General features: G+C 64.3%; 8 protein-coding genes. 7 read left to right on the forward strand and 1 reads right to left on the reverse strand.

What is annotated here, in order from left to right:
* Positions 1-65 precede the first annotated feature (65 nt).
* The 5 genes from AC13QO_RS00220 (at position 66) to olsB (ending at position 5,844) form a co-directional block, all read left to right on the forward strand.
* Positions 66-1,163, forward strand: coding sequence for a class I SAM-dependent methyltransferase (locus tag AC13QO_RS00220; protein ID WP_488539635.1), 1,098 nt, complete (start codon positions 66-68; stop codon positions 1,161-1,163).
* Positions 1,160-2,020 (forward strand): TrmH family RNA methyltransferase, encoded by an 861-nt coding sequence (locus AC13QO_RS00225; protein WP_488539636.1) that lies wholly within the window; start codon positions 1,160-1,162, stop codon positions 2,018-2,020. The genes AC13QO_RS00220 and AC13QO_RS00225 overlap by 4 nt, the downstream gene beginning before the upstream one ends.
* The gene (lspA, locus tag AC13QO_RS00230) at positions 2,017-2,520 is read left to right on the forward strand and encodes a signal peptidase II (protein WP_085776735.1); all 504 of its coding nucleotides are present in this window, start codon (positions 2,017-2,019) and stop codon (positions 2,518-2,520) included. Before AC13QO_RS00225 ends, lspA begins: the two co-directional genes overlap by 4 nt.
* Before the next feature lie 55 nt (positions 2,521-2,575).
* Positions 2,576-4,858, forward strand: coding sequence for a hybrid sensor histidine kinase/response regulator (locus AC13QO_RS00235; protein WP_488539637.1), 2,283 nt, complete (start codon positions 2,576-2,578; stop codon positions 4,856-4,858).
* 110 nt (positions 4,859-4,968) lie between these two features.
* Positions 4,969-5,844, forward strand: a complete 876-nt coding sequence (olsB, locus tag AC13QO_RS00240) for a l-ornithine N(alpha)-acyltransferase (RefSeq protein ID WP_285191898.1) — start codon at positions 4,969-4,971, stop codon at positions 5,842-5,844.
* A gap of 225 nt (positions 5,845-6,069) precedes the next feature.
* Here olsB and AC13QO_RS00245 read toward each other — a convergent pair whose 3' ends face one another.
* Positions 6,070-8,352 (reverse strand): NADP-dependent malic enzyme, encoded by a 2,283-nt coding sequence (locus tag AC13QO_RS00245; protein ID WP_488539638.1) that lies wholly within the window; start codon positions 8,350-8,352, stop codon positions 6,070-6,072.
* 113 nt (positions 8,353-8,465) lie between these two features.
* Here AC13QO_RS00245 and mutS point away from each other — a divergent pair, with 113 nt between their 5' ends.
* Positions 8,466-11,192, forward strand: coding sequence for a DNA mismatch repair protein MutS (mutS, locus tag AC13QO_RS00250; protein ID WP_488539639.1), 2,727 nt, complete (start codon positions 8,466-8,468; stop codon positions 11,190-11,192).
* A gap of 11 nt (positions 11,193-11,203) precedes the next feature.
* Positions 11,204-11,479, forward strand: coding sequence for a hypothetical protein (locus AC13QO_RS00255; protein ID WP_085776730.1), 276 nt, complete (start codon positions 11,204-11,206; stop codon positions 11,477-11,479).
* The last annotated feature ends 101 nt before the right edge of the window (positions 11,480-11,580 follow it).

An 11,580-nucleotide genomic window follows, 5' to 3' on the forward strand; every position in this document is an offset into this window, starting at 1 on the left:
CAGTTGATCCGCTGCAGTCTTCTAGGCTAGAGGACGAAAAAACCGACAGAGACGCGGAAGAGCACGTGAAACAAAGAGAACGCCGGCCGGGCCAGAAGAAGACATCAGGTCCCGCCGGTGAAAGCCGCAGGGACGATCGGGCCGGCCGAGCACCAAAGCCCGTGGCACGTCCCGCGGCCACACGCGATACGGTTCGCGAGAGTGCGACGCCGGCTGCGGTTTTGCGCCCGCTGATGACGCGCAGCGGCGATCGGCCGGCGGAGCGCGTGCCGGTCATTCTCGAATCGCTCGGCGCCGGCGATTTTCACCTGATCGACAGCGGCGACGGCCAGAAGCTGGAGCAATATGGCCCCTACCGCATCATCCGCCCGGAAGCTCAGGCGCTGTGGCGGCCTGCGCTGGCGCCGCAGATCTGGGAGAAGGTGGATGCCGTGTTCACCGGCGATACCGACGAGGAAGGCACCGGCCGCTGGCGCTTCCCGAGAGAGGCGCTCGGCGAGACCTGGCCGCTCAACCTGCTCGGCGTCGATTTCCTCGGCCGCTTCACCTCGTTCCGTCACGTCGGTGTCTTTCCCGAACAGATCGTCCATTGGAGCTGGATGAAGGAGGCTGTCGAAAAGGCCGGCCGACCGCTGAAGGTGCTGAACCTCTTCGGTTATACCGGGGTCGCGTCGCTGGTCGCCGCCGCTGCCGGCGCCGAGGTCACCCATGTCGACGCGTCGAAGAAGGCGATCGGCTGGGCGCGCGAGAACCAGGCGCTCGGGCGCATGGAGAAGCTGCCGATCCGCTGGATCTGCGAGGATGCGATGAAATTCATCCTGCGCGAGGAACGCCGCGGCAGCCAATACGACATCATCCTCACCGATCCGCCGAAATTCGGCCGCGGCCCCAACGGCGAAGTCTGGCATCTCTTCGAGCATCTGCCGCTGATGCTCGATGTCTGCCGCGAAATCCTCGCCCCGAGGGCAGTCGGCCTGGTGCTGACGGCCTATTCGATCCGCGCCAGCTTCTATTCGATCCACGAACTGATGCGCGAAACGATGCGCGGCGCCGGCGGCGCGGTCGAATCCGGCGAGCTGGTGATCCGCGAGGCAGGCCTCGACGGCAAAACGCCGGGCCGCGCGCTTTCCACCTCCCTCTTTTCGCGCTGGGTGCCGCAATGAGCAAGGACTTCAACTATCACGGGCCACGCAGGGTCGGGCAGGTGAAGGAAGTCACCTCGCTCGCCAATCCGATCATCAAGGACATCAAGGCGCTGACCAACAAGAAGTCGCGGGAGGAAAGCGGGACTTTCCTCGCCGAAGGGCTGAAGCTCGTCATCGATGCAATCGACCTCGGCTGGACGATCCGCACGCTGGTCTATGCCAAGGCCGCCAAGGGTAAGCCGCTGGTCGAGCAGATGGCGGCAAGGACCGTCGCCTCGGGCGGGCTGGTGCTCGAAGTCAGCGAAAAGGTGATTGCCGCGATCACCCGGCGGGACAACCCGCAAATGGTCGTCGGCATCTTCGAGCAGCGCTGGAAGCCGCTCAAGGGCATCCGGCCGCAGGAGGGTGAGACGTGGGTGGCGCTCGACCGCGTGCGCGATCCGGGCAATCTCGGCACCATCATCCGGACGGCCGATGCGGCCGGCGCGGCCGGCATCATACTCATCGGCGAGACGACCGATCCCTTCTCGCTGGAGACCGTGCGGGCAACCATGGGCTCGGTCTTCGCCGTTCCAGTCGCGCGGGCGACGCCGGAGGAGTTCCTGGCCTGGCGGAAATCGGCCGGCGTTTCCATCGTCGCCACCCATCTGGCCGGCGCGGTCGACTATCGCACGATCGACTACCGCAAGAAGCCCACGGTCCTCCTGATGGGCAACGAACAATCCGGCCTGCCGGACCAGCTCGCCAGGGAGGCCGATGCGCTCGCGCGGATCCCGCAGCAGGGCCGCGCCGACTCCCTGAACCTCGCCGTCGCCACTGCCGTCATGCTTTTCGAGGCGCGCCGCCATCTCCTTTCACTTGCCGAGGGCAAATGACCGAACCGACGCATGCACGCCCCGCCCTGTTTTCGCGCCCGGCGCCGATCCTGATTTTCATCCTTCTCGCCGTTCTCATCGACCAGGTCGTCAAGATCGCCGTCGATCATACCCTGCCGCTGCAGGAAGCCGTTCCCGTCATCCCGATGCTGGCGCTCTACCGCACCTATAATCTCGGCGTCGCCTTTTCGATGCTGGAGGGCATGGACGGCTGGATCATCGTCGGCATGCGGCTCGTCATCGTCGCCTTCGTCATCTGGCTGTGGTACCGCACGGCAAAAGACCGCTGGCTCGCGCATCTAGGCTATGCGCTGATCATTGCCGGCGCGATCGGCAATCTTGTCGATCGCTTCGCCTACGGACATGTGATCGACTACATCCTCTTCTACACCGAAAGCTGGTCTTTCGCCGTGTTCAATCTCGCCGACAGTTTCATCACCATCGGCGCCGGCTGCGTTATCCTCGAGGAGCTGCTGCTGCCGAAAAAGGCCGGCCGCTAAAATCTTATCGAATTCCTGAAGGCATTCGGAATAAGCCTCATGTTATCCAGATACCATGCAGAGTCTGGGACAGTTGCAGGAAAGATTGTCCGCCGCCTTCGGCGGAACCGCCGTCAAGCCGCATCAGGAGCGGACGGAGGAAACCTCTTCGCGTCCCGGAGCATCGACAGCGCGCACGGGGGCTGCTTCCCTATCAGGGCCTGCAGCGACGCGGCGCCTGCTGTTCTACTGGCTGAGCGGCGCCGGCTTTCTGGCCGCGATGGTCCTGACGCTGCTCGCCCATGCCGGCGAGCCGTTGCTCCTTTCGGGCGGTCTCGTCGCTCTCGGCCTTGCCGTCATCGCCTGTTACGCCGTCCTGATGGTACGCCGGCAGAGAAACAGGCAGCCCGTCGGTCGATCCGCTCCGAACGGCGATGATGGTGCGAAGCTCTTCGCCGAGGTGCATGACGTGCTCGGCGACATCACCCTCACCCGTGCCATGGACCGTCGCATCATCTCGGCCAACGACACCTTTCGCCGTCTGACCGGCCGGCTGCGCCCGGAAGGGCGGACCTGCGAAGAGATCGGGATTGCCTTCCGTCCCGGCCCGATCCCGCACTGCTACGACGTCGAGATATCGACGCCGGAAGGCCAGCGTATTTTCCTGTGGCGCGACGTCGTCACCCGCGATCCGGGCAGCGGCCACCTGCTGCTGCAGAGTGTTGCCCGTGATGTGACGGAGGAGCGGCTCGTCGCGCAGAGCCGCGAGTCGGCCCGCCAGAAAGCCGAGTATAACAGCGCCGCGAAATCCCGACTGCTTGCAACCGTCAGCCACGAGGTGCGCACGCCGCTTTCCGGCATTCTCGGCATGACGCACCTGCTCGCGGAAACGCGGCTGACGCAGGAACAGCAGAATTATCTCGCCAACATCCGCCAATCCGGCCACGCCTTGACGCAGCTTGTAGAGGATCTGCTCGATTTTTCCACCATTGAAGTCGGCCGTTTCGAGCTTCACCCGCGCTCGGAATCGCTGCGGAAGCTTCTGGAAAGCGTCGTCGAAATGCTCGCCCACCGGGCGCATGAAAAGGGGATCGAGATCGGCGCCACCGTGTCGTCAGACGTTCCGGAGAAAATGAGCTTCGATGCGGCGCGGCTGCGCCAGGTTCTGTTCAACGTCATCGGCAATGCTGTCAAATTCACCCAGGCCGGCGGCGTTTTCATCCGCGTATCGCTCGATGCCGGCAACCTGCTGATCACCGTCACCGACACCGGTCCGGGCATGACGGCGGAGGAGCTGGCGCGCGTCTTCGGCGAATTCGAACAAGGTGGAAACGTTGCCGACAAGAGCGGCGGCACCGGGCTCGGCCTTGCCATCTCCGCCCGCATCATGCGCGAATTCGACGGCGCCTTGACGGTCACCAGCGAAAAGGGCAAAGGCAGCACATTCACCATACGCTTCCCCATTGAACTCGACAGCGAGCGCTCCGAGCGGCGAAACACGCTGCTTGCCGGCAACAGCGTCGTGCTGCTGGCGCCGGCAGGGGCTGCCCGCTCCGCCATTGCCGAAACGATCACCGCGCTCGGCGGCACCTGCCATCTTGTCGACAGCGGCGAGGCTGCGCGCGCGAAGCTGCTCGGAATGGCAAGCGGCAGCCGCCGGCCGACCGATATTATCGTCGATCATCGCATGTCGGCGGAATTTTCAGCGCATCTCGCCGATCGCGCCGAAATCGCTGCCCTTGGCCTGCGCAAGGTCCTGCTCGTCAATCCCGAAGAGCGCAGCGCCCATCCGCTCGACCTGTTCGATGCCTGGCTCATCCGGCCTCTGCGCGAACAGTCGCTGATCGATGTGCTGCGCGGACGCATGCGCGGCATGGAGAAGCGCGACGCGCTGAACGACAACCAGCCGGGTTTCGGCCCGCCGATGGCCGAGACCGTGGTTGCCGCACACGGCCTGCACATCCTGCTCGGTGAGGACGATCCGATCAATGCGATGCTGGTGCGCGTCGTCCTGGAAAAGGGAGGACACAAGGTGCACCATGTCGAGGATTTCGACACACTCCTCGATTGCGCGCTCGGCGAGGCGAGCGCGCGGCCAGACATCATCATCAGCGATCTGTCGATGCCCGGCGGCAACGGCATCGACATGCTGGGGCGGCTGCGCGGCCACGAAAGGCGGCTCGATCTTGACCCGGTGCCGGTGATCGTGCTCACCGCCGACAAGAGCGACGAGTCGCGTCGCCAGGTCTTGCTCAATGGCGCCAACCGCGTCATGGTAAAGCCGGTCGATCCGGTGCGGCTGCTGACGGAAGTTCAGGCGGTCGCCGCCCTTTCCGCCCGAAGGGCAGAAGCGCGGTAGGTCGCTGAATTGACTGCGCAGGCTGCTTGCGCCGGGAAATTCAATATGTCACTTTCCTGTCGCACAGAAGTGTTTTATGGCGTCGATAAGCCGGCAACGGGAGAATCGCCATGTCCTCCATCGACATCCTGAATTGTGACGTTACCGCGGAGGCTGCACGGCCGTCGACGGCTGCGCAGCAAGACGGCGACATCCTCGGCCGGATCGGCAATCTCGAAACCCGCCTTGCCCGCACGGCACGCGAGATCGATGCGGCCCAGGCCGTGCGCTACCGCGTATTCGTCAAAGAAATGAAGGCGCAGCTGCCGCCGGAAGCCATGCGGCGCGAACGCGATTTCGATGCCTATGACGCTGTCTGCGACCATCTTCTCGTTCTCGACCGCTCGCTCGAAGGTGATCCAGAAGATCAGATCGTCGGCACCTACCGGCTGCTGCGCCAGGATGTCGCGATCGCCAATGGCGGTTTTTATTCGGCTTCCGAATTCGAAATCGAGAGCCTCCTCGCCAGGCATCCGGACAAGCGTTTCATGGAACTCGGACGTTCCTGCGTGCTGCCGGAATACCGCACCAAACGCACCGTTGAGCTTCTCTGGCAGGGCAACTGGGCTTATGCATTGAAGCACGGCATGAGCGCCATGTTCGGCTGCGCCTCGTTCCCCGGCGTCTATCTCGAAAGCCACGCACTGGCGCTGTCCTTCCTCTACCACAATGTGCTGGCGAAAGACGAATGGGCCATCGGCGCACTGCCGCATCTCGCCCGCAACATGGATCTGATGCCGGCCGAGGCCGTCAACCCGAAGCGGGCGCTGATGGCCCTGCCGCCGCTGATCAAGGGCTACCTCAGACTCGGCGCAATGGTCGGCTCCAGCGCCGTCATCGATCATGCCTTCAACACGACAGACGTGCTGATCGTGCTGCCGATCTCCAGCATTTCCGACCGCTACCTGAACTACTACGGCGCCGACGCCGGTCGCTTCGCAAGCTGATTGCAGTCAGGCGAAGCGGAGATTGCCAGTGCTGCCCCTCACCCTAACCCTCTCGCCGTTCTGACGGGGAGAGGGGACTTGCCGCACGAGCCGTGGATGGGGCGGAGAGTTCGCGGCATATCCCCTTCGCCCCGCAAGCGGGGAGAAGGTGCCGGCAGGCGGATGAGGGGCTGATCTCGCCGATCTCCCTGGTCACTGAATATCTCGCTGTGCGGGCAGATGGCCTTATGACCCGCCATAGGCGGCGATCGCCGCCATGTTGACGATATCGCTGTCCTTGGCGCCCATCGAAGTGATTTGCACCGGCTTGTCGAGGCCGACGAGGATCGGGCCGATGACGGTGGAGCCGCCGAGTTCCTGCAGCATCTTTGTCGAGATAGAGGCCGAGTGGAAGGCCGGCATGACGAGGACGTTGGCGGGGCCGGAGAGCCGGCAGAAGGGATATTGCTCCATCACCTTGCGGTTCAGCGCCACATCGGCAGCCATCTCGCCGTCATATTCGAAATCGACGCGGCGCCGGTCGAGGATCTTGACCGCTTCGCGCACCCGCTCGGAGCGTTCGCCGGAGGGATGGCCGAAGGTGGAATAGGCAAGCATGGCGACGCGCGGCTGATACCCCATGCGCCGTGCGAGACCGGCAGCCTCTTCGGCGATATCGGCAAGCTCTTCGGCGGTCGGCATGTCATGCACCGCCGTGTCGGCGACGAAGACCGTGCGGCCGCGGCAGAGCGCCAGCGACACGCCGATGACGCGGTGGCCGGGCTTCTCGTCGATGCAGCGGCGCACATCCTCGAGCGCGGTGGAGTAGTTGCGGGTGATGCCCGTCACCATGCCGTCGGCGTCGCCGAGCGCCACCATCGTGGCGGCGAAGTGGTTACGGTCGTTGTGGATCAGGCGCTGGGCATCGCGGTGGAGGTAACCGCGCCGCTGCAGCCGGGCATAGAGGTAATCGATATAGGCTTCGACCCGGGTGGAGATGCGGGCATTGACGATTTCGAAGCCGGGCCGGTTGAGGTCGATGCCGGCGCGCTCCGCCGTCGCCCGGATCAGATCCTCGCGGCCGAGCAGGATGGCGGTGCCGAGCTGCTGGTTGGCGTAGGACATGGCGGCGCGCAGCACCTGTTCTTCCTCGGCCTCGGCAAAGACGATCCGCTTCGGGCGGCGGCGGACACGTTCGTAGAGGCTGGCAAGCGTCGAAGCGATGGGATCGCGGCGCGCCGAAAGCTCGCGTGCGTAACCGGCCATGTCGGTGATGACCTTGCGGGCGACGCCGCTTTCGATCGCGGCTTCCGCGACAGCCACCGGGATGGCCGAGATCAGCCGCGGATCGAAGGGAACGGGAATAATATATTGCGGCCCGAAACGCGGCCGGTTGCCCTGGTAGGCGGCGACCACGTCATCCGGCACGTCCTCACGGGCAAGGTTTGCCAGCGCCTTGACGGCGGCGATCTTCATCGCGTCGTTGATGGTGGAGGCACGCACATCGAGGGCGCCGCGGAAGATATAGGGAAAGCCGAGAACGTTGTTGACCTGGTTGGGGTAGTCCGAGCGGCCCGTTGCCATGATGGCGTCGTCGCGGATGCGGGCGACCTCCTCGGGGGTTATCTCGGGATCGGGATTGGCCATGGCGAAGATGATCGGCCGATCGGCCATCGAGCGGATCATCTCGGCCGAGAAGGCGCCTTTCTGCGACAGGCCGAAAATGACATCGGCGCCGTTCATCGCCTCTTCGAGCGTGCGCGCGTCGGTTTTTGCCGCATGCGCGGATTTCCACTGATTCATGCCCTCGGTGCGGCCCTGGTAGATGACGCCCTTGGTATCGCAGAGGATGATGTTTTCGGGCGCAAAGCCCATCGCCTTGATGAGTTCGACGCAGGCGATCGCCGCAGCGCCGGCGCCATTGCAGACGAGCTTCGTCGTCTTCAGGTCGCGGCCGGTCAGTTCCAGCGCGTTGATCAGGCCGGCGGCGGCGATGATCGCCGTGCCGTGCTGGTCGTCATGGAAGACGGGAATGTCCATCAGCTCGCGTAGCCGGCTCTCGATCACAAAGCAGTCCGGCGCCTTGATATCTTCGAGATTGATGCCTCCGAAGGAGGGGCCGAGGAAGCGGACGCAGTTGATGAACTCGTCGACATTTTCCGTATCGATTTCGAGGTCGATGGAATCGACGTCGGCAAACCGTTTGAAGAGCACCGACTTGCCCTCCATGACCGGCTTGGAGGCAAGCGCACCGAGATTGCCGAGACCGAGAATGGCAGTGCCGTTTGATATGACGGCGACCATGTTGCCGCGCGCCGTATAGTCATAGGCAGTCTGCGGATCGGCGGCGATCGCCTTGACCGGAACGGCGACACCCGGGGAATAGGCAAGCGAGAGGTCGCGCTGGGTCGCCATCGGCTTGGTCGGGTTGATCTCCAGCTTGCCGGGGCGGCCCATGGCGTGAAAATCGAGCGCCTCCTGATCGGTCACCGAGGTCACCGGCCGGTCCTTCTTATTAATATCGGGCATAAATCCTCCAACGTCCTGTGGGCGACGCTTCGCTCTTCCTCAAATGCAGTTGTCATCTATAGCGGCGCGCGGATAGGGTTGGCACCTGTTTTTTTGGGAAAAACTGCGCCTCCGTGAACGCACGAATAGACATTGGGAATGAAGCCTTTTCGGCTGCCGAGCTCGCCACGGCGGAAAGCCGCGCCTCCGCGACGCCGATGATGGAGCAATATATCGAGATCAAGGCGAACAATCCGGGTTCGCTGCTGTTCTATCGCATGGGCGACTTCTACGAGCTCTTCTTCGAGGATGCGCTGGAAGCCTCCCGCGCACTCGGCATCACGCTGACGAAGCGCGGCCAGCACATGGGCCAGGATATCCCGATGTGCGGCGTGCCCGTGCATGCGGCCGACGACTATCTGCAGAAGCTGATTTCGCTCGGCTTCCGGGTGGCCGTCTGCGAACAGATCGAGGATCCGGCCGAAGCGAAAAAACGCGGTGGCAAATCGGTCGTCAAGCGTAACGTGATCCGCCTCGTCACGCCCGGCACGATCACCGAGGAGAAGCTGCTTTCACCCTCGGAATCCAACTATCTGATGGCGCTTGCCCGCATCCGCGGCGGCGCCGAGCCGCAGCTGGCGCTCGCCTGGATCGATATTTCCACCGGCGTCTTCCGGCTTGCCGAGACGGAAGCCTCGCGGCTGCTTGCCGATATCCTGCGCATTGATCCGCGCGAATTGATCCTGCCCGACACGATCTTCCACGATGCCGAGCTCAAGCCGGTCTTCGACGTGCTTGGCCGCACGGCGGTGCCACAGCCTTCCGTGCTCTTCGACAGCGCCAGCGCCGAAGGCCGGATCGCACGCTATTTCGGCGTCTCGACGCTTGACGGCTTCGGCAGCTTCTCGCGCGCCGAGCTGGCGGCGGCCGCAGCCGCCGTCGCCTATGTCGAGAAGACGCAGATCGCCGAGCGGCCCCCGCTTGGCAAGCCGGAGCGGGAAAGCGCCGCTTCAACGCTGTTCATCGACCCGGCCACCCGCGCCAATCTGGAGCTTGCCCGAACTCTGTCGGGAGATCGCAACGGTTCGCTCCTGAAGGCGATCGACCGCACCGTCACCGGCGGCGGCGCACGGCTTCTGGCCGAGCGGCTGATGTCGCCGCTCACCGATCCTGCCCGCATCAATGCGCGACTCGATTCGATCGGCTTCCTGATCGAGGAGCCCTCGCTCTGCGGCAGGCTGCGCGACACGCTGAAACATGTGCCCGATATGCCGCGCGCGCTCTCCCGCCTGGCGCTCGACCGCGGCGGGCCACGCGATCTCGCTGCGATTCGCCAGGGGCTGCAAGCCGCCAAGGGTGTTGCGGAGATGCTCGCAACCGCCATGCTGCCTGATGAGCTCGGCGAGGCGCTGTCCGGCCTGAAAGCGCTTCCCGCGCCGCTGTACGAAGTGCTCGCCGAGACGCTCGCCGATGAATTGCCGCTGTTGAAACGAGACGGCGGTTTCCTGCGCGATGGCGCGAGCGCCGAGCTTGACGAGGTTCGGGCGCTGCGCGACCAGTCACGCCGCGTCATCGCCGGACTGCAACTGCAATATGCCGAGGAAACCGGCATCCGGTCGCTGAAGATCAAGCACAACAATATCCTCGGCTATTTCATCGAGGTGACCGCCGGCAATGCCGCCCCGATGACGGAGACGGCGGAGGCGAAGGCCCGCTTCATCCATCGCCAGACGATGGCGAGCGCCATGCGCTTCACCACCACCGAGCTTGCCGATCTCGAAAGCCGTATCGCCAACGCCGCAGACCGGGCGCTGACGATCGAACTCGACGCCTTCGACAGGATGACTGCCGCCGTAGTGGCGGAAGCCGAGGCGATCAAGGCGGGTGCGCGGGCGCTTGCCGTGATCGACGTCGCCGCAGGCCTGGCGCTGCTTGCCGAAGAGCAGGCCTATTGCCGACCGCAGGTCGACGGCTCGAAAATGTTTGCGATCGAAGGCGGGCGCCATCCGGTCGTCGAGCAGGCGCTGCGCCGGCAGGCGGGCGGCCCCTTCGTCGCCAACAATTGCGATCTGTCGCCGAAGACCGGCGACAAGGATGGGGCGATCTGGCTGCTGACCGGCCCGAACATGGGCGGCAAATCGACCTTCCTGCGCCAGAACGCCTTGATCGCGATCCTGGCGCAGATGGGCTCCTTCGTGCCGGCGACATCGGCCCATATCGGCGTCGTCGACCGTCTGTTCTCGCGCGTCGGCGCCTCCGACGATCTGGCGCGCGGACGCTCCACCTTCATGGTCGAGATGGTGGAAACGGCTGCCATTCTCAACCAGGCGAGCGACCGCTCCCTCGTCATCCTCGACGAAATCGGCCGCGGCACCGCCACCTTCGACGGTCTGTCGATCGCCTGGGCCGCCGTCGAGCACCTGCATGAGGCCAATCGCTGCCGCGGCCTCTTCGCCACGCATTTCCACGAGCTGACCGTGCTGTCGGAAAAGCTTGGCCGGCTATCGAACGCCACGATGCGCGTCAAGGAATGGGACGGCGATGTCATCTTTCTCCACGAGGTCGGGCCGGGTGCGGCCGACCGTTCCTACGGCATCCAGGTCGCCCGCCTCGCCGGGCTTCCGGCCTCGGTCGTGGCGCGGGCCCGCGACGTGCTCACCCGCCTCGAAGATGCCGACCGCAAGAACCCGGCGAGCCAGCTGATCGACGATCTGCCGCTCTTCCAGGTGGCGGTGAGGCGAGAAGACACTTCTCGCGGCCCATCGAAGGTCGAGGAGGCGCTGAAGGCGATGAGCCTCGACGACATGACGCCGCGCGAGGCGCTGGATGCGCTTTACGATCTCAAGAAAAAGCTGAAATAGGAGCGCAGTCCATGTTCATGGAGAAGCTGGTTCGCGAAACCGAGCGCCTCTCGCTCATCTGCTCCATGCTCGACACGATGCGGCGCGCCGACAAAGATCGCAACGCCCGCGGCTGGACATCGCCGATCGGCCTGCTGAAAATCACCCGCTCCTGCGCTATGATATCCGAACTCGGAACGTCGATTGCCAAGGCGGGCTACCGCGAGTGCGACAGGGCGACGCTCGAGGAGATCCAGCGCGAGACCCGGCAGGTGCTGTATTCGCTGCATGCGCAGGCCGCTGACTGAGACTTTACGGAAGGTTTGCGGCAGAGCGTCCCGCATCGCGGTATTGGCAACACCATTTCGCCAAATTTAAAGGTTCTTGCAGTATGAAGGCCCGTGTCAAT

Source organism: Rhizobium sp. CNPSo 3670, from assembly GCF_057784555.1.

What these genes read in the sequence shown, in the direction of transcription:
- AC13QO_RS00225 (WP_488539636.1), top strand. Translation starts at nt 1,160, where the DNA reads ATGAGCAAGGACTTCAACTATCACGGGCCACGCAGGGTCGGGCAGGTG.
- lspA (WP_085776735.1), top strand. Translation starts at nt 2,017, where the DNA reads ATGACCGAACCGACGCATGCACGCCCCGCCCTGTTTTCGCGCCCGGCG.
- AC13QO_RS00235 (WP_488539637.1), top strand. Translation starts at nt 2,576, where the DNA reads ATGCAGAGTCTGGGACAGTTGCAGGAAAGATTGTCCGCCGCCTTCGGC.
- olsB (WP_285191898.1), top strand. Translation starts at nt 4,969, where the DNA reads ATGTCCTCCATCGACATCCTGAATTGTGACGTTACCGCGGAGGCTGCA.
- AC13QO_RS00245 (WP_488539638.1), bottom strand. Translation starts at nt 8,352, where the DNA reads ATGCCCGATATTAATAAGAAGGACCGGCCGGTGACCTCGGTGACCGAT.
- AC13QO_RS00255 (WP_085776730.1), top strand. Translation starts at nt 11,204, where the DNA reads ATGTTCATGGAGAAGCTGGTTCGCGAAACCGAGCGCCTCTCGCTCATC.